The sequence below is a fragment of the Thermococcus sp. GR5 genome, assembly GCF_012027535.1.
Taxonomy (GTDB): domain Archaea; phylum Methanobacteriota_B; class Thermococci; order Thermococcales; family Thermococcaceae; genus Thermococcus; species Thermococcus onnurineus.
In genome coordinates this window covers 366,596-382,647 of sequence record NZ_SNUN01000001.1, presented here as the reverse complement: position 1 = coordinate 382,647, position 16,052 = coordinate 366,596, and the positions used below count along the sequence as shown (strand labels likewise).

The following is a 16,052-nucleotide window of genomic DNA, read 5'->3' as shown; positions in this document are numbered from 1 at the left end:
ACTCGAACAGAGGCTCCTCCAGAGGGAGTACGTCACGGACACGATAAGTATCGCCGACATCTACATGCAGGTTCTTGGCAGGCTCCCGGAAAATGAGGAAGAGGCAAAGTTCGTCCTTGACGTGCTCATTCCAACAGCCGGCACTGAGATGGAGAGCCTTCAAAAGCCAAGTGTGGAGGAGAGCCTCAACGTTGTCAGGTACGCCAGGGAAAAGTTTAATGGCGAGCTCAGCATAGGCTGCATGAGGCCGCTTGGGAAATGGCGCCTTGATTTTGATAAGGGGGCCGTCTTAGCGGGCGTTGACAGACTGACGAACCCACCAAGAAAAGTTATAGAATGGGCAAAAACTGTGAGGGAAGTTGAGATAATCTACGAGTGCTGCGTTATGTAGGGCGCCACGGTAGTGGGCTCAGTAAACCTCGCATCATCATAAAATCAGAAAGGAGAACGCCAATCATCGCCCCAAAGCTTTACAGCTCCTCCTTCACGGTGACGAATGACACCATAGTTACAGTCTGGCCGACGCCCTTGATTTCTCTGAGCCTATCAACGACTATCTTGCCAACCTCCTCCGATGAGGGGGCGCGCACCTTTATGAGGAGATCCCACTCGCCTGCTATGATGTGGACCTCGTAAACCCCTTCGAGGGCGGCTATTCTTTCAGCGACCTCCCGCTGGCTCAGGCCGGAATCTGGCTCGTATCTGGCAAGTATGAAAGCGGTAGTGCCAAGGTTGAGCTTCTTGTAGTTTGGCTTAACCGTGAACTTCTCGATCACGCCCTCCTCAACGAGCTTTTTGATGCGGTAGTGGACGGTGGTCCTCGGGATGCCCAGCTTCTTACTGAGCGAGGCTATGTTCTCCCTGGCGTTTTCCTTAAGTTCCTTCAACAGCTTCATATCAGTGGCATCGAGTGAAGTTACCATCGCGACCCCCTTCGTCACTTGTACAACTGCAATCATAATTTTTGGGAGGATGAGCTTATTTAAGGTTTTCCTTTAGCCACTCTGAAAAAGCTTTAAGAGCCCCACCTCTGTGTGATATTTTGTTCTTTTCAGCGGTTGTCATTTCGGCAAAAGTTCTGTCGAAACCCGAAGGCTTGAATACCGGGTCGAAGCCGAAGCCCATGTTTCCGCGCTTCTCGTGGATTATCTCGCCTTCCACAATACCGGTAAAGATGTGAGCTTCGCCGTCCCAGTAAGCTATGACACTCTTGAAGTACGCCCTCCTGTTCTCAACGCCCTCCATGAGCTTCAGAAGGCCGTCAACGCCGAGGGTCTTGTAGACGTAGGCAGAGTAAACACCAGGGAATCCCTTCAGAGCTTCAACGAAGAGACCAGAATCGTCGAGGAAAAACGGTTCATCGATTTTCCTGCTCAGCCACTCCAAGCCGAAGAGGGCAACTTCTTCGAGCGTATCTGCCTGTATCTCTGGATACTCAACTTTGAGCTGATAAACTTCAACGCCCAAGGGTTCAAAGTACTTTCGCGCTTCCTCAACCTTTCCCGGGTTAGAAGTGATGAACGCCAGCCTCATATAACCACCGGAGGATAGGGAAGAAAAGACGATAAAAAACTTTCAGTCTATTTTGTAACCAATCTTCTCGACGAGCTCACGCCTCTCAGCTTTCTGTTCCTCGGTCTCTATCTTGTTTGCCGCTTTGCCGTCAACGACGCCAAGTACAGACCTTCCAAGATCGGTCTCGGCAACGATAACCTGGAACGGGTTCTCGCTGGCACCGTAGACCATGGCAACGGCAGGGTGGTTCTTGACGGCGTTGAGGACGTTTATCGGGAAGGCGTTCTTCATGAGAATCACAAAGACGTGGCCGGCTCCTATCTTCACTGCGTTCTTGGCGGCAAGCTTCTCAAGCTCCTCATCGTTGCCGGTGAAGCGCGTAAGCTGGGGTTTTGCCTCATTCATGGCCACACCAAACTTTATACCCGGGACAGTTGTGAGAAGTGTCTTTGCGAGGTCATCAACCGTGAATATGGAAAAGTTGCCCTGCCCGATTATTACCTCAACGCCCTCCGGCTTCTCGATGTCCACAACCTCTATCTTCACCATAGTCATCACCGGAAGAATTTAATATCAAAACGATTTAACTTTTTCCTAGGCATAAATCGGTGAGGTAGAATGGTCGAGCCTGTGATGGAAGAGCTCGAGTTTCTGGTTGAAATCCTTAACAGGCATCCAACAGACAGCCTGAAGAAGATATCCGAGAGCGAGGGCATAGACTACTACAGGCTCAAAAGGCTATACGACAAGTACTACGGGAAGTATCTAAACGTAAGCGCCTTGTACAATCTAAGACTCATTGGACTGAAGAGTTTCGTCGCATTTCTGAGCGTGCCCCCAGATGAGCTTATGGAAGTAGCTAACAGAATGGCAACAAATCCATTTATAGGCTACATAAATCCCGCCTTTGGCTTTAAGAATGGACTGTCGCTGATTATATACGTTCCGGCAGATCAAACCGATAAGATAGACGACTTTATCTCCAGATACTCCCAAGACTATGAATACTACGAAGTTAGAGCCTATCCATACAACGGAGACGACAACTTTGGGAGATGGACCCTCAGCTACGACTACGCCGTTCTCATGGACATTCTCAAGGTAGACGCCAGAACCCCGATAACTGAAATAGCCAGAAGACTTGGAAAGACCCGGCCAACGGTCAGGTTTATGATAAACAGACTCAAAGAGGAAGGTATTCTCGTTGATTTTGCCCCCATGATCGATATGAATATCCATGACAGAGGTGTTATAGGGCTCACAAAGAGTCTGAACGAGGAAGTGCTGGAGCGCTTCAGAGAGTACGAGATAACCGTGGGCGTGCTGCCATCCTACGGCTATCTTCTTGAGTGGTTCTTCTCGTCAAAGGAAGATCTGGGAAGCAAGATACTCGAGTTCAGCAACTACGTGGACAAGCTCCTCATAGAGTACTTCGACACTTTCAAGGAGTTGAACGACATGAAATACAACAGAAGGTTTTCCGACATGGTTAAAAAAGATGGGAGCGGCTATCGCTCCATACTGGAGTTTTAGCGGTTTATAAGGCAGTACTCGATCCCCTTTATCTCCCCGGTTGCCTGATATTCCAGAGCCCTGCAGTCGTGGCAGATGTACTTGAAGGGACAGGTGCTGCAGGCCTCTATCTTATCCTTCGTCATCTTCCAGAACTCCTTGAGGCGCTTCTTCCTGAGGGCCTTCCTCAGTCCGACCTCCTTAACGTCAGCCACGATGTAATTTCTGAGGAGCGGGCACGGAAGGGCATATCCCTCGGCGGTTATTGCAAGGGTTCCTGCAAGGCAGTCATGATACGTCTCGGCGCTCTGATTAAGAACCCTCTTCATCTCTATGACGTTAAAGTCGAGCTTCCTGGCGGAGCCAGGGTAGAGTATATCAACGTAAATTTCCCCGCGGAAGCTGATTTTGAGACCCTTGAGTTCATCGTACTGCTTCGCGGTGGCCATTACGAGAGCTCCGTGGAGCCAGTCCTGAGCCTCAAGCTTCTGAATGTTCTCTTTGGAGTATTCTAGTTCGGCTATGAAACGAACCCCCTCAACTGGATGAACTGATTCGAGGTCCTCGAGCTTAACGACGGCGTACACCTCGGGGACGCCTATCTCAACGGCATATGCAGCGATGCTGGTGAGGTATTCGATGCGATCATAGTTTGTGAGCCAGAGCTCCTTTCCACCGATATCCATGAAATCCTTTATTATTTCCCTCACCCTCTCGGGACTGAGGGGTTCCCGCCGGAGCAGAAATGAGTTGTTACCGATGCAGCCTATCGAACGGGGGATACCTGTAATCTCAGAGAACCTCCCACTTCCAGCGCCGAGCTGGATGATGAGTCTCTCCAGCTCCCCGCTATGGGACTGACTGCTCCATGGAGGCTTTCCAACGGAGACAATGTTTGTGGACGTTCCGACATCAACTGAATTAGCGACACTGTATACAACCTTCTCCATTGACCCCCACCGACCGAGAATGGGACAAAATTGTATATATACTTTTTCTATTCCGATTTTGCATACTACTAATAATAGTTAGCAAAAAATGGAGAGAACATAAATGTTCATTCGTCAGGTATAAGCTTATCACCCTCAATCCAGAAGATACCCTCATCAGTCACCTCACGTTTCCAAACCGGGACGCGCCTCTTGACCTCGTCGATTGCCCACATACAGGCCTCAAATGCCTCCTTCCTGTGCTTGCCACTGGCAATAATGAGTATCGTGTCCTCGCCCACGTTGAGCTCGCCGTAGCGGTGCCATATCAGGATGTCCAATATGGGAAACTTTTCAAGTGCTTCTCCCCGTATCCTCTCCATCTCTTCAATGGCCATCTCTTCATAGGCCTCGTAGATGAGTTTTCTGACTCTTCTGCCATGGTTTTTGTTCCTGACCTTCCCCAAGAAGAAAACGTAGCCACCGGCCTCTGGAACGAGAAGATAACTCAACGCCTCATTGAGATCGAAGGGTTCTTTAGTAATCTTAACCTTCATATCCATCCCCCATGGAACTTAAAGCTTCACCCAATTAAATCTGTCGGGCTAATAAAAAGGTTTAAGTGGTTTCAAGCTCAGGGGTTGTCGGTGAATGGAATGAGAAAATACGCGCTTGTGCTTATCCTCATTTTGCTCACTGGACTCATGGCGGGTTGCATATCCTCCAGTGGCTCAACCACGACATCGAGCGAGTCCCTTCCACCTGAAACCCAGACGTTGAGCCCAACAACCATGAGTACTTCCACAACCACCACCCCCACTGAAATCCCAACCTCAACGGAAACTTCGAAGAGGTATAACATTCTCGAGCTCCTACAGGCAGTCTCAGAGATAAAGCAGTTTACCTACGTGAGCAACGCCACGATTTCAATGGTAGTAACAGTGGAGCAGGAAGGGATCACCCAGAAAGACCACGTGAACCTCAGCATAGTCGAGGAAGGTTACATGGACTTTGAATCATGGAGCGCGTGGATAAATTCCACCACCGTCAGCATGCCGGATGGGGCTTCCACCAACTTCTCACAGGTAATTGTGGGCAACGTGACATACATCCGGACGATTGCCGGATGGATAAAGACGGACGATAGTACCACCAGCAAATTCCTCTGGGAATACAATCTCGTGAGCCTCGCCAGGAAGTATCTAACCAGAGACCCCGACGAACGCGAGGAGGGTGACGTTCTAACGCTCATATACTACCTCAGAAGCTCCGATCTCGAGCCACTGGCAAGGATGTACTTCGCAACCACTCCAGACACGGAGATAAGCGTTGACAACGGCATTTTAGAACTCTACTTCAAGGACGGAGAGCTTGTTGGCGGAAAGATAAGCTACACCGTTAGTTCCAAGACAGTGATAGACGACCCAATGCTCGGCACCATGACGATAACCCAGGAGGGATCCTGGAACGAGGTCATCGAGATAAAGAGCATCAACGAAAAGAAAAGCGTGAAGGAGCCCTCTACTTAAGCTCCACGACATCGAATGTATTGAAGGCCAGATCGACTATGAGAAGCTTGTTCAATAGCGGCTCGCCGATACCGGTGAGCAGCTTAACGACCTCCATTGCCTGAAGCGCGCCGATAACCCCCGCAGTAGCTCCTAAAATAGGGAACTTCTCCTTCTTTCTCCCTACGTTTGGAAAGATTTCGCGCAGGCTTTTGGTGAAGCCCGGAACTATCGTCGTCACCTGACCGTAGGTTCCTTCGACCGCGCCATGGACGAGGGGGATTTTCTTCCTCTGCGCATAGTCATCGAGAAGGAAGCGCGTCTCGAAGTTGTCGAGGCAGTCAACGATTACATCAACGCCTTCGAGAACCTCATCGATGTTCTCCTCACTTAGACGTCCCACGAAGGTCTCGATTTTTATGTCGGAGTTGAAGCGTTCCAGCTTCCATTTGGCGGAGATCGGTTTGGGGTTCTTATCCAAATCCTCCTCCCAGTGGAGTATCTGCCTGTTGAGGTTGCTGAGCTCGGGTGTCTGCTCGTCTATGAGGAGGAGCGTCCCTATTCCAGCGGCAGCAAGGTAGTAGGCGACCGGACTTCCAAGACCGCCTACTCCTACCACGGCCACCTTGGAGTTCTTGAGCTTCTCCTGACCTTCCTTTCCGAAAATCATGATCTGTCTGTCGTAGCGCTCCAGTTCCCTCTCGCTCAGCATATCAACCACCACTTACCGGGGGGAACAGCGCTATCGTGTCACCGTCATTCAAAACCTCGTCGAAGCTCACATAGCGCCCGTTCCGCGAAACGTTGACGTCGGCCAAATCGTCGTCCTCCGCGAAGACCTCGTTTTTGAGAATTGGGTGCCTTTCTTTGATGATATCGATAAGTTCTCTGACCTTTATCCCATCCGGAACCTCCAGCTCCTCCTCGCCAGTGCCAACGAGGGAGCGGAAGCGGGCAAAGTACCTGACCTTTACCTTCATCTTTACACCACCGAAGGAGTTGGGAAACGGAAGTTAAAAAGGGTTGCTGGATGATAGTGGGTAAAGAAAAATCACCACGGCACGCTCTTCCAGCCCATTTTGTAGGCGAAGTAGTTGGCCCCCCAGTGAACGAAGGGCGAGACGACGAGGAGGAAGATTATCTGACCAGAATCGAGTGTTTTGACCGGATAAGCAAAAGCCAGCGCTGAAATAAGGAAGCCGAGCTGGTCGAGACCTATCGCCGGAGAGCCACGCGGAAGATCTATCCTCCTCTTGAAGAAGCTCCCGACCAAGTCGCCAAAGAGGGCACCAAATGACAGCAGGAACGCAAGAAGAAGAGCCTTCCCAAGTGAGCCGTAGAACTCAGGGGTAATGAAGTACTGGAGAGCGCCAACTGCAGTTCCAATTGCAACTCCTCCGATTAAGCCGCGCCAGGTTTTACCATCCCCAAAGACCCTCCGCCCGTCTTTCCAGTACCTGCCGCCGTCTATCGGCCTTCCACCACCGACCAGGACGGGCGATGCATTGGCGAAGTAAGCGGGAAGAATATACCAGAATGCCCACAGCAGCGACGACAGCGACATTCCTCCACCCCAATTTGACTACCAACAGCTGGTTTTAAAGCTACCGCTTCTCTTCGCCCTCAAGGCACTTAAGGAGCCTCTCAAGAACCTCCTTATCGTCGTGGTTCATGAGAAAGCGGAGTATCCTTTCGGCAAGATCGTTCCTCTTCATGGCTAACTCGATGCTTTCCCTGATGAACTCCGCCTCGGGGCCGGTCTCACCTTCAAGCTCCTCCAAAGCACGCATGAGGTTCTCCTTCATCTGCTGAATGTCTTCAAGAATCCTGCTGTAGTAGGCAGCCTGTCTCCAGTCCTTGAGGAGCTTTGTCGCTTTGTAGTAGGCCTTCTTATCGCCAGGCTTCTTGATTCTAACCACCAAGCCGAGGCTCTCCATAGACTTCAGGGCAGTACTCACGTGAGAGAGCGAATAGCCCGTCCTCTCGGCTATTTCACTCAGGCTCATTGGTTCCTTAGCCAGGAAGAGAGCACCGTAGATGTAGCCATAAAGCTCACTAAAGCCGAATCTTCTCGCGGCGTTTGCGAAGTGTTCCATAACTATTCGACGGGCTTCCTCGATTCCCATGCCCAGCACCTCGATTCCAGTGATAATAGTAATCTCAGGAAAAGGTTTTTAAGGCTTCACATATTTAAAACTTTCGGAAATTTCCGAAAGTTCGGAGGGAAAATAATGGAAGCGCTGCGCAGTACCGCTAGGATAATCGTGAGGTACAGGGTCGCTTTTGCCCTGATAGCGATATTCCTGTTAGTGGTTTCCATCTACGGAATTCAGAACCTCCGCTTTGAGAGCGACCTGAGAAGCATGCTTCCCGAAGGACACCCTGCCATAGATGACTATACCACACTTCAGAATGAGTTCCAGAGCGGCGACAGCACCATCATAGTGGTCAAAGTGAGCTCCATCGAGCCGGGTGGAGTTTACGACGTGAGGGATCCCCAGGTAATTCAAGCCATTTATGAACTCGAACAGAGGCTCCTCCAGAGGGAGTACGTCACGGACACGATAAGTATCGCCGACATCTACATGCAGGTTCTTGGCAGGCTCCCGGAAAATGAGGAAGAGGCAAAGTTCGTCCTTGACGTGCTCCCACCGGAAACGAGGAATCAGCTCGTGAGCAGGGATTACACGACGACGATGATAGTGGTGACCATAAGCAGGGAGAAGAACTCCAAAACCCTCGTCAGAGTCTATGAGGGGATTCAGGAGGACATAAACGACGTGAAGTTCCCGAAGAACGTCGAGGTTATCCAGACAGGCAACATAGGCATAACCTACCGCATACTGGAACTCCTCCAGAGCGACCTCAACAAGACCATGGCGATATCGTTCATAATCGTTCTCGCCCTGCTCCTCTACTTCTACCGCTCGCCGGTCAAGGCGCTGATACCCCTAACGCCGCTCGTTTTTGGTGTAACCATGACCCTGGGTGCAATGGGGCTCCTCGGCATTCCCCTCGACCTTGCGACGACCACCATAGGTGCGATGCTCATAGGAATGGGCATAGACTACGGAATCCACGTAACGAACCGCTATTACGAGGAGCGCAAAAGGGGAAGGACAATCGAGGAGGCCGCTGAGGAGGCCATAGCCGAGACGGGAAAGGCCCTGCTCGGAGCGGCGCTGACGACCGTTGCCGGCTTTGCTGCCATGTACCTCTCGAGCCTTCCGATGCTCCACAACCTGGCGACGACCTTGATCCTAGGACTGAGTCTGGCGGCACTGAACGCGGTCGTGATAACTCCCTCGGTGATAATCCTTGAGGAAGACGTCATGAAGAAGCTCAAGGGGCACTACGAGGTTCCGGAGATACGCTCCCATTCAGGCTTCGTTGGGAAAGCCTTCCGCTCCCTGGGCGAGGCCGTGAGGAGGAAGCCCTTTGCGTTTCTCGGTGCAGTCTTTCTGATAACGCTCATCTTCGGCTATGGTGTGACACAGGTAACTACCGAGGTCAGACTCGAGAAGTTCGTTCCCAAGGGAATGCCCGAGATAGAAGCTTTGATGGACATACGCAGCGATTTCGGCGGCCAGGATGAGCTCTACATTCTCGTAAAAGCGGATGACGTTAGGGATCCCACCGTAGTAAGGAGCATCTACCGCTTCGAGAACCAGATAAAGGCAGACACCTACTACAACAACGTCTTTGACTCCGAGAGTATAGCCGACATCGTTGTTCAGAAGTACGGTTACATCCCCGACGACAGGGAGAAGATAAAGGAAGCTCTGAAGGACTACCAGGGGGTTCAGCTCGTTTCATCGGACTACTCCATGACGGTAATCAAATTCACCGGCGACTTCAGCGGCTCGAGTATAGACGACTTCAGGAAGATAATACGCTATTTTGAAGAGGAAGTTCAAAACGCCGTCTTCCCACCGGGAGTGAGCCTCTCCCTGACGGGTGACATCTACCTCAACTACGTCCTCGACCAGCTCACAAACGAGGAAATAAACCGCATCTCCATGTATGGAACGGTTTTCGTCGTCGTGATAGTCCTGCTCCTCTTCAGGCGCCCAAAGGTCTCCCTGGCAATGATAACGCCGATGTTCCTCGGTGCCCTCTGGACGGTCGGCTTCATGGGCCTCGCTGGCATTCCTTTCACCCAGACACTGGCTGGTGTTATCTCGATGATAGTCGGCCTGGGCGTCGATTACGGGATGCACCTGACCCACCGCTTCCTCGAGGAGATGAACGAAGGGAACCCGCGCCCGATAGTCACTTCGATAGAGAGCGTGGGGCCGGGCATACTCGCCGGCGCCCTGACGACTGCCGGAGGCTTTCTGGCGCTCCTGGCTGGAGAGCTGCCAACGATACACGACTTTGGATTGACACTCGCGTTCGGAATATTTGCCTCTATGTTTGCCGCTTACCTTGTAACGCCTGCACTGCTGCAGGTCTTCTACGGAAAGAAAATTGGAGGTGATGCGGAATGAAAAAGATAAAGGTTGTCCTGCTCGGATTGATGCTCATCACGGGTCTGCTCGGAAGTGCGGTGAGCGCCTCGACGGGAAGCCCACTTTTCGAGGGCTACTTAAGCAGGGGCGAGGCCATACTGGTTGGGCCGCTCATAATCTCGCTGGTTGATACTCAGAAAGACTATGGGAACGGCGAGTACTACGCCTTCCTGGTGATAATGAAGGATGGAAAGATACTCAACGCCGAGTATAGGACGATATACGTACCCGACCCTGAAAAGATTCAGAGGCTCCTCCTCGACCCAGAGTTCCTGCTGGCCCTCGCCGAAACCCAGGGCTACGATGTAAGCTCGTGTTCCCAGTACGTCAACGACACTACAGCGTTCAACGCATGCCTGATGGCCAACGCCTTCGGCTTCTACCAGTGGCTCAACACGGCATCGCCGAAGGAGATAGTCAACGCGGTCGTGAAAACCATTGAGGAGCACCCAGAGCTCGGGATAAACAAGGAAGACATCTTAATGCCCATAACGTATCCAGACATAACTCCCGTGCGGGAGGGAGAGACGGTAGAAGTTGATGTGGATGATCAGACAGTTTACGTGACCGTCCTCGAAGTATATCCGAACGGGATAAAGATAAGCATCAGCGGGCCACCCGAGTGGAGAGCATCAACCGCCCCAGGAGTGGTGATCTCAAGCGTTGAAATGCCAGAAACTGTCCAGCCAGGCGATACAGTCACGATAAAAGTCCACCTGAGGAATGAAGGAGCGCTGAAGGTTCGCTATCTGAACGTCTTCGTTTCACCAACGCCGGTGAGCTTCAACGACAGCTCCTCCATAGCGAGCGCGGTATCGATGGCACTGAGTCAGAGCGGATTATCCCAGAGTGTATTCTACCCCGAAGGAAGCGCGATCCAGTACGTAGAGTATCTCGATGGCAAGGAGAACACAACACTGACGTTCAGGATAAAGATAAACCCCAACGCTGACGTCGGCACCTATCCGCTCTACGTTGGGGTGGTTTACTTTACGGGTCTGGGGGCTAACATGAAAATGATTCAGGGCTACAACTTCGTCGCCCTTACCGTCAAAAAGAGCAGGGAGGGCTTCGTCGAGATAACGAAGGTCGAGACGATTCCAGGGGAGATAAGTCCCGGCGATACCTTCACAGTGAGGTTTACGGTGGAAAACACCGGAGCCGAGCCCATCAAGGCCCTCAGCTTGAAGATAACCTCCTACCAGGTCCCGGTCCAAGGGGAAATCAAAAACGTTGACCTCTCAGCCCTTTCACAGTTGCCAATCCAGGGGAGCGAGGCCCTAAGCAAGAACCTTCAGACAGCGCTCAACCAGATAATGCGCGAGCTGGCGAAGCAAAACATTGACGCATTCCTACCCATCGGCGAGGACAACGTAAAGTACGTGGCCGAGCTCCAACCTGGACAGAGCACGACGCTGGAGTTCAGGATTAAGGCCAACAACAGGCTCGAGAACGGCATATACCCTCTCAGGATAGAGCTCAAGTACCTCAGCGAGCCGGATGAGAAGGAGATAACCGATGAGAGGCTGGTGGGAATAGATGTCACAGGAAGGGCCGAGCTAATCCTTTCAAAGGTCTCCACCTCGCCGAGCAAGATTTTGCCGGGAACCGACAATGTGGAGGTAGATATTCAGATAGACAACGTCGGAACCGGAACCGCAGAGACGGTCATAATAAAGCCCCAGCCAACTTGGCCGTTTGAGCTCAGCGAAACGAGCCAGCAGGTCATAGGCCTGGGGAGCCTAAACAAGGGCGACTCGGCCCAGACATCTTTCAGGGTCAACGTTGCAGAGAACGCGAGCTCCGGAACCTACGAGATACCGCTCCTAATTATGTACACCAACAGCCTTGGGGTACAGAAGAACGTCACGTTGAAGGTTCCCATCATTATAGGCGCCAAGCCGAATATAGAGGTCGTTGACATCAGGTTTGAACCCGATCCCCTCCAGGGAGAGAGCGTCAAGGTTTACATCACCCTGAAGAACACGGGCGGAGAAAAGGCCACGAGCGTGCTCATCGAAGGTGTGGTTAAGGCCGACCAGCCCTTCACCCTCGACAAGAGGACGGACTACGTCGGTGATCTAGCACCCGGGGCAACCGGTGAGGGCGTGATAATCCTCAGGATAGACCGCGATGCCATACCCAAGGACTACAGGATCCAGCTCAGGATAAGGGCCGTCGGAGACCCCAACCAGGGTGACGACAACGTCTACGTCTTCGAAAGGACCGTAGATGTAACGGTGAAGGAGAACACCAAGACCTCAACCAATCTGAGGAACCTCGCCGTGATCGTGGGAGTACTGGTGGTGATCGTGGTAATCTACATCCACAGGGGAAGGGCCAGCTGAGAAAATAGGAAACATTTAAACGCCCCACAGATAACAAATAGGAAGGTGAGAGAAATGGACTGGAAAATAGCGGTCTTAGCAGTACTCCTCGCGTTCATACTGTGGGGCAGTTACGTCGGCTATGCCATCCTCACGCTTCAGCCCAGTATCAACGCCCAGTGGGGCTACGTGGACGAAAGCACCACAGAGATCTGGATAAATGCCCACCTCAATAAGCCCCTGCTCGTTCCGGCATCCATAGAGAACGTTAGCCTCGAGTTCGCTGATGTCCCTATGGCAAGGGTGGAGAGGTTCGATTACGGGGCAACTAAAAAAGACGTGACGCTCGCGATATCCATAGACAACAGAAACCTCGTGAAGGCCATGATAAACTACTTGAACAACGGGCAAAGAGGCGCCTTCACCGTCCACCTCAAAGGTAAGCTCCTCGGAGTGGTGCCGGTGGAGGGAAGCATCAGCGAAGAGGTAAACGAGGATATACTGAGCTATCTCGATGTAAAAGCCGAGAGCAGAGATCTTGGCATAGCCAAAACTCCCGCCCTCGTCGAAACAAAGGCAGAGTGGGCTGGAGTGCGGGGGAACAAGGCGATAATAATTAACCATCTAAAGCTCTACAACCCCAATCCCTTCCCCCTCCCGGTCACCGGGGTCAGCTACACTCTCTACGTGAATGGGGTCAAGATAAGTGAAGGCACCATAGTCGAGAGCGTCGTCCTTCCGGCGAAGAGCTACGGAACGGTTGATGTTGAAACGCTCATAGACACAAACGCCCTCCCAGAGGCCTGGGCCAGGCACATAAAGAACAACGAGACCAGCTACGTGAAAGCAGAGATATACCTCGACGTCACGGTGCTTGGTAAGGAGTTCAAGATGGAACTGGCGACGGTGGACGAGACCGTCAGGACGGACATGATGGGAGACCTCAACAGGATGCTGGAGGGGCTCGTGAGGTAACCAAAGTTTTTAAGCCCTCCATCTTTTTCCTTTCTGGTGGGAGAAATGAACGTGAGAGAGGTTCATGAGTTTCTCAACGGGATGTGGGAGAGCATTTTCAGGCTCAACGAGGAACTTAAGGCCGAGCTTCCCGAGAAGGGCTTCAAAGTGGAGGACGTGGAGGAGGTCTTTGGCGCTTACATCTTCCTTGACGGCGAATGGAGGCTCATGAAGTACCCACACCCGGCCTTCGAGATAAAGCCCCAGATAGAAGTTGGGGCAACACCAGAGGCTTACTACTTCGTGGTCGCGGTTCCAAAGGAAAGGATAAGCGAGAACTTCGTTGGCCTCTTCGTGGAGCTCTTCCCGAGGAGCTTCATCTACGGGGCGGAGGACTTCCTGAGCGACGTATACAACTGGAGGCGCGACGGGAGGATTTCTCCGAGCGAGATAATGGCGCGCATAGAGAAAAGCGATGAGAAGATTTTCCAGTTCGAGGCCAACTTCGAGAGCGTGGAGACCCTCAGGGAGGGCATTGAGAGGCTCATTGATATCGGGAAGCGCTTTGAAATCTTCAACCTCTGAGGTGTCGGGATGAGCTACGAGGAGGCCTTTCCAGCGGAGCTGAAGGAGTACTACAGGCGGCTCTTTGGCGAAGAGGCCGAGGAGATAATGGCCTCCCTCAGGACACCGGTTGAGAAGTACTACATCCGCGTTAACACACTCAAGACGAGCCGCTCAAAGCTGATGAGAATTCTCCGAAAGGAAGGTCTGAAGCCGAAGAGGAGTCCCTATCTGGAGGAGGGCATCTACTTCGAGCGCGAGGGTCCAAACTTCCCCGATAACTATGAGCCCGGCCTTCCCGTTGTAAGGGCAAACAAGTTCGCCAGCGAGAGCGTCTATCAGGGGGCAATGCTCTACGCACCCGGTGTCCTCCAGGCGGACAAGAAAATCAAGCCCGGCGACGAGGTCGAGATTCGCGATCCACGGGGTCTCCTCGTTGGAATTGGAATAGCGAGGATGAGCGCCAAAGAGATGATCGTCTCGACGAGGGGTATAGCGGTAGAGGTCACCCTGCCCAAGTTCAGGCTTCCCAGCCTGAGCGAACTGGAGAGCTTTAAGGAGGGGCTCTTCTACGCCCAGAGCCTGCCTTCAATGGTCGTTGCGAGGATTTTAGAGCCGAGCGAGGAGGAGCTGATAATCGACATGGCGGCCGCTCCAGGAGGAAAAACGAGCCACATCGCGCAGCTCATGCAGAACAGGGGTGAGATAATAGCCATCGACAAATCAAAGAACCGGCTGAGGAAAATGGAGGAGGAGCTCAAGAGGCTCGGGGTCAAAAATGTCAAACTGATCCACATGGACTCAAGGAAGCTACCCGAGCTTGGAATAGAGGCCGATAAGATACTCCTCGATGCTCCCTGTACAGCCTTGGGAATTAGGCCAAAGCTCTGGGAGAGCAGGACGCCAAAGGACATCGAGGCGACGGCGCGCTACCAGAGACACTTCATCAACGCGGCAATCAAATCCCTCAGAAAGGGTGGCGTTCTGGTTTACTCTACATGCACGCTCAGCTATGAGGAAAACGAGGCGAACGTTAAGTACATGCTGAGCAAAGGTTTAAAGCTCGAGGAGCAGAGCCTATTCATAGGCTCCCACGGCATAGGTCTCGACGGAGTGCAGAGGTTTTATCCGAACAGACATCTAACTCAGGGCTTCTTCATAGCGAAGCTCAGGAAGGTGTGAGAATGGACTGGAAAAAAATAGCATTCCTCACCCTCGGACTGCTCATAATTGCCCTCCTTATTGAATGGGCAGGGGTAGAGGAGGTATTGGACGTTTTAAAAAAGGCCAGATTGGACTACTTCCTGCTCGCCGTTCTCGCTTATATAGCTGGAGTTTTCATCTGGGCCCTTCGCTGGCGTGTACTTCTTAAGAGCCTCGGCATAAACGCACCCTTCAAGGCCATCCTTGGGGCAATATTCGTCGGTATCTTTGTAAACAACGTTACGCCGGGAGCGAGAGGCGGTGGTGAGCCCATTAGAATGTATTACCTCTCTAAACGCTCCAACGGGGCCTACGGTCCAGTCTTTGCCACAGTCATGGCAGACAGGATACTCGACCTCATTCCCGTGGTGATAATGCTTATGACCTCCACCATCTATGTTTACCTTCTCGGTTCGAGGTCCCTAACGATAATGCTCCTCATACTCGACTTCCTCCTTGCCCTCCTCATCGTCATAACCCTCGCCATACTCCTCAACGAGAGGAGGACGAAGAAGATACTCTACTGGTTCTTTAACTTGGTCTCCAGAATCATGCCCAAAAGGGCACAGAAGTACGATGAGAAATTCATTCACAACATAGAGGTCAGCGTTCCCAAGTTTCAGGAGGGCTTCAGGCTCCTGCTGAAGGATAAGAAGACCTTCTTTTTGGCCCTGGCTTATTCCTTCGTTTTCTGGTTTCTGACCATCCTCCGCGCATATTTCATCTTTCTGAGCATAAACTATCCCATAGGACTGATGGACGTAATGGTCGTTCAGATGATAAGCATAGTTGTCGGGCTGCTTAGCATAATTCCCGGTGGAGCAGGCTTCATCGAGGCTATTAATTCAGGTGTTTATGTCCTTCTTGGCATAGACAAGAACTTCGCGGTAACGGCAACACTCATCGAGAGGGTCGTATCTTACTGGGCCCCAACGATTTTCGGAGGATTCATAACAACTCACTTCGGCATTAAGGTCAGTGAGGAGAAGAAAAAGAAAAATTTAACTGATGAAGAGGAGAAGGAGTAAC

At 51.9% G+C, this 16,052-nt stretch carries 17 protein-coding genes and 1 pseudogene; 9 read left to right on the top strand and 9 right to left on the bottom strand.

Annotation, left to right across the window (positions count from 1 at the left end):
* Positions 1-391: pseudogene (locus tag E3E33_RS01850) on the top strand (hypothetical protein); the annotation flags it as partial.
* Between the two features lie 79 nt (positions 392-470).
* On the opposite strand, the gene E3E33_RS01845 reads toward E3E33_RS01850, so the two are convergent.
* Genes E3E33_RS01845 through E3E33_RS01835 form a run of 3 tightly spaced genes read right to left on the bottom strand, consistent with a single transcriptional unit; the run spans position 471 to position 2,064 of the window.
* Positions 471-923: an Lrp/AsnC family transcriptional regulator gene (locus E3E33_RS01845; protein WP_012572577.1), complete on the bottom strand. Its 453-nt coding sequence runs from the start codon at positions 921-923 to the stop codon at positions 471-473.
* Between the two features lie 55 nt (positions 924-978).
* The gene (locus tag E3E33_RS01840; RefSeq protein ID WP_167711172.1) at positions 979-1,533 is read right to left on the bottom strand and encodes an XTP/dITP diphosphatase; all 555 of its coding nucleotides are present in this window, start codon (positions 1,531-1,533) and stop codon (positions 979-981) included.
* 42 nt (positions 1,534-1,575) lie between these two features.
* Positions 1,576-2,064 carry an adenosine-specific kinase gene (locus E3E33_RS01835; protein ID WP_012572579.1) on the bottom strand — a complete coding sequence of 163 codons (489 nt, stop codon included), beginning with the start codon at positions 2,062-2,064 and terminating at the stop codon, positions 1,576-1,578.
* A gap of 69 nt (positions 2,065-2,133) precedes the next feature.
* On the opposite strand from E3E33_RS01835, the gene E3E33_RS01830 reads away from it, so the two are divergent.
* On the top strand, positions 2,134-3,048 hold the full coding sequence (locus E3E33_RS01830) for an Lrp/AsnC family transcriptional regulator (protein WP_167711174.1): 915 nt from the start codon (positions 2,134-2,136) through the stop codon (positions 3,046-3,048).
* On the opposite strand, the gene E3E33_RS01825 is transcribed toward E3E33_RS01830, so the two are convergent.
* The gene (locus tag E3E33_RS01825) at positions 3,045-3,977 is read right to left on the bottom strand and encodes an SPASM domain-containing protein (protein ID WP_167711176.1); all 933 of its coding nucleotides are present in this window, start codon (positions 3,975-3,977) and stop codon (positions 3,045-3,047) included. The two genes, E3E33_RS01830 and E3E33_RS01825, sit on opposite strands and share 4 nt — an antisense overlap.
* A 107-nt stretch (positions 3,978-4,084) precedes the next feature.
* Positions 4,085-4,513 carry a molybdenum cofactor biosynthesis protein MoaE gene (locus E3E33_RS01820; RefSeq protein WP_167711179.1) on the bottom strand — a complete coding sequence of 143 codons (429 nt, stop codon included), beginning with the start codon at positions 4,511-4,513 and terminating at the stop codon, positions 4,085-4,087.
* Positions 4,514-4,612: 99 nt separating this feature from the next.
* Between E3E33_RS01820 and E3E33_RS01815 the strand changes: the two genes are divergently transcribed.
* Positions 4,613-5,485 (top strand): hypothetical protein, encoded by an 873-nt coding sequence (locus tag E3E33_RS01815; protein ID WP_167711312.1) that lies wholly within the window; start codon positions 4,613-4,615, stop codon positions 5,483-5,485.
* On the opposite strand, the gene E3E33_RS01810 is transcribed toward E3E33_RS01815, so the two are convergent.
* From E3E33_RS01810 to E3E33_RS01795, 4 genes are all read right to left on the bottom strand, one after another.
* Positions 5,478-6,176: a ThiF family adenylyltransferase gene (locus tag E3E33_RS01810; RefSeq protein WP_167711181.1), complete on the bottom strand. Its 699-nt coding sequence runs from the start codon at positions 6,174-6,176 to the stop codon at positions 5,478-5,480. The genes E3E33_RS01815 and E3E33_RS01810 overlap by 8 nt on opposite strands.
* A gap of 1 nt (position 6,177) precedes the next feature.
* Positions 6,178-6,444 carry a ubiquitin-like small modifier protein 1 gene (locus E3E33_RS01805; protein WP_012572585.1) on the bottom strand — a complete coding sequence of 89 codons (267 nt, stop codon included), beginning with the start codon at positions 6,442-6,444 and terminating at the stop codon, positions 6,178-6,180.
* 71 nt (positions 6,445-6,515) lie between these two features.
* Positions 6,516-7,028 (bottom strand): CDP-2,3-bis-(O-geranylgeranyl)-sn-glycerol synthase, encoded by a 513-nt coding sequence (locus E3E33_RS01800; protein ID WP_012572586.1) that lies wholly within the window; start codon positions 7,026-7,028, stop codon positions 6,516-6,518.
* Between the two features lie 40 nt (positions 7,029-7,068).
* The gene (locus E3E33_RS01795; protein WP_012572587.1) at positions 7,069-7,590 is read right to left on the bottom strand and encodes a GbsR/MarR family transcriptional regulator; all 522 of its coding nucleotides are present in this window, start codon (positions 7,588-7,590) and stop codon (positions 7,069-7,071) included.
* Between the two features lie 105 nt (positions 7,591-7,695).
* Between E3E33_RS01795 and E3E33_RS01790 the strand changes: the two genes are divergently transcribed.
* The 6 genes from E3E33_RS01790 to E3E33_RS01765 are packed head-to-tail and all read left to right on the top strand — an operon-like array spanning position 7,696 to position 16,051.
* Positions 7,696-9,954 carry a hydrophobe/amphiphile efflux-3 (HAE3) family transporter gene (locus E3E33_RS01790; RefSeq protein ID WP_167711183.1) on the top strand — a complete coding sequence of 753 codons (2,259 nt, stop codon included), beginning with the start codon at positions 7,696-7,698 and terminating at the stop codon, positions 9,952-9,954.
* On the top strand, positions 9,951-12,323 hold the full coding sequence (locus E3E33_RS01785; RefSeq protein WP_167711185.1) for a COG1361 S-layer family protein: 2,373 nt from the start codon (positions 9,951-9,953) through the stop codon (positions 12,321-12,323). The genes E3E33_RS01790 and E3E33_RS01785 overlap by 4 nt, the downstream gene beginning before the upstream one ends.
* Positions 12,324-12,377: 54 nt before the next feature.
* Positions 12,378-13,277 (top strand): LEA type 2 family protein, encoded by a 900-nt coding sequence (locus tag E3E33_RS01780; protein ID WP_167711187.1) that lies wholly within the window; start codon positions 12,378-12,380, stop codon positions 13,275-13,277.
* A 45-nt stretch (positions 13,278-13,322) separates the two neighbouring features.
* Complete coding sequence (locus E3E33_RS01775) at positions 13,323-13,841, top strand: DUF3201 domain-containing protein (protein ID WP_167711314.1); 519 nt, start codon at positions 13,323-13,325, stop codon at positions 13,839-13,841.
* 9 nt (positions 13,842-13,850) lie between these two features.
* On the top strand, positions 13,851-15,002 hold the full coding sequence (locus E3E33_RS01770) for an RsmB/NOP family class I SAM-dependent RNA methyltransferase (RefSeq protein WP_167711189.1): 1,152 nt from the start codon (positions 13,851-13,853) through the stop codon (positions 15,000-15,002).
* A 2-nt stretch (positions 15,003-15,004) separates the two neighbouring features.
* Positions 15,005-16,051 carry a lysylphosphatidylglycerol synthase transmembrane domain-containing protein gene (locus tag E3E33_RS01765; protein WP_167711191.1) on the top strand — a complete coding sequence of 349 codons (1,047 nt, stop codon included), beginning with the start codon at positions 15,005-15,007 and terminating at the stop codon, positions 16,049-16,051.
* The last annotated feature ends 1 nt before the right edge of the window (position 16,052 follow it).

Bases quoted from the DNA above. Each gene is read 5' to 3' on its own strand.
- E3E33_RS01815 (WP_167711312.1), top strand. From the start codon at position 4,613: ATGAGAAAATACGCGCTTGTGCTTATCCTCATTTTGCTCACTGGACTC.
- E3E33_RS01780 (WP_167711187.1), top strand. From the start codon at position 12,378: ATGGACTGGAAAATAGCGGTCTTAGCAGTACTCCTCGCGTTCATACTG.
- E3E33_RS01790 (WP_167711183.1), top strand. From the start codon at position 7,696: ATGGAAGCGCTGCGCAGTACCGCTAGGATAATCGTGAGGTACAGGGTC.
- E3E33_RS01800 (WP_012572586.1), bottom strand. From the start codon at position 7,028: ATGTCGCTGTCGTCGCTGCTGTGGGCATTCTGGTATATTCTTCCCGCT.
- E3E33_RS01810 (WP_167711181.1), bottom strand. From the start codon at position 6,176: ATGCTGAGCGAGAGGGAACTGGAGCGCTACGACAGACAGATCATGATT.
- E3E33_RS01795 (WP_012572587.1), bottom strand. From the start codon at position 7,590: ATGGGAATCGAGGAAGCCCGTCGAATAGTTATGGAACACTTCGCAAAC.
- E3E33_RS01805 (WP_012572585.1), bottom strand. From the start codon at position 6,444: ATGAAGGTAAAGGTCAGGTACTTTGCCCGCTTCCGCTCCCTCGTTGGC.
- E3E33_RS01770 (WP_167711189.1), top strand. From the start codon at position 13,851: ATGAGCTACGAGGAGGCCTTTCCAGCGGAGCTGAAGGAGTACTACAGG.
- E3E33_RS01825 (WP_167711176.1), bottom strand. From the start codon at position 3,977: ATGGAGAAGGTTGTATACAGTGTCGCTAATTCAGTTGATGTCGGAACG.
- E3E33_RS01835 (WP_012572579.1), bottom strand. From the start codon at position 2,064: ATGGTGAAGATAGAGGTTGTGGACATCGAGAAGCCGGAGGGCGTTGAG.
- E3E33_RS01775 (WP_167711314.1), top strand. From the start codon at position 13,323: ATGAACGTGAGAGAGGTTCATGAGTTTCTCAACGGGATGTGGGAGAGC.
- E3E33_RS01840 (WP_167711172.1), bottom strand. From the start codon at position 1,533: ATGAGGCTGGCGTTCATCACTTCTAACCCGGGAAAGGTTGAGGAAGCG.
- E3E33_RS01830 (WP_167711174.1), top strand. From the start codon at position 2,134: ATGGTCGAGCCTGTGATGGAAGAGCTCGAGTTTCTGGTTGAAATCCTT.
- E3E33_RS01820 (WP_167711179.1), bottom strand. From the start codon at position 4,513: ATGAAGGTTAAGATTACTAAAGAACCCTTCGATCTCAATGAGGCGTTG.
- E3E33_RS01765 (WP_167711191.1), top strand. From the start codon at position 15,005: ATGGACTGGAAAAAAATAGCATTCCTCACCCTCGGACTGCTCATAATT.
- E3E33_RS01845 (WP_012572577.1), bottom strand. From the start codon at position 923: ATGGTAACTTCACTCGATGCCACTGATATGAAGCTGTTGAAGGAACTT.
- E3E33_RS01785 (WP_167711185.1), top strand. From the start codon at position 9,951: ATGAAAAAGATAAAGGTTGTCCTGCTCGGATTGATGCTCATCACGGGT.